This window comes from Micrococcus sp. CS26, assembly GCF_055522295.1.
In genome coordinates this window covers 1-530 of record NZ_JBVFVY010000069.1, presented here as the reverse complement: position 1 = coordinate 530, position 530 = coordinate 1, and the positions used below count along the sequence as shown (strand labels likewise).

General features: G+C 65.1%; 1 protein-coding gene. It reads right to left on the bottom strand.

Translation table 11 applies throughout. The annotated features are described in order from the left end of the window. The coding region (locus ACZ1IK_RS11245) for an IS110 family transposase (RefSeq protein WP_465098526.1) at positions 1–299 on the bottom strand (299 nt) is incomplete at its 3' end. Positions 300–530 lie beyond the last annotated feature (231 nt).

Genomic DNA, 530 nt, shown 5'->3' with positions numbered 1-530 from the left:
TGCCGGTCCTGTCGCGCGACTTCGATGACGGTCAGCCCCGCCGTGGTCAGCGCGCGTGCGAGGCCAGCCCCGTACGACCCCGTTCCCTCCACCCCGATACGGACGACATCACCGTGCGCGTGGAGGAACGCGACGATCTGCGCGTAACCGCGACCGTCGGCACGGAACTCTCGGTCCGCGACAGGTCGGCCCACGAGATCGAGGATCGCGACGTGATGCGTTTTCTTGTGCGTGTCGACCCCGGCGACCAACTCGGAGCCTGGTGGCAACGGGTTGGTCAGCGGCGGGTCGAGTGTCATGCTCGTCATTGACGGGATTCCCTTCCAATGGTGATGAACGTCACCGCGGGTCGGGTGAGTGCAGACAGCACAAAGGTGAGACGACTTTCCGGTCAGGCTCCTATCAAGTCATGTGCCCGCCCGGCCCGCAGCGACCCCGGCGTCGACGGACAGATCCACAAAAAGACAGCCGCGAACGGCGTCCGTGTAATTTCGGGTCACGCCGGCGCCGGAGCCGAATCCATCATCTCT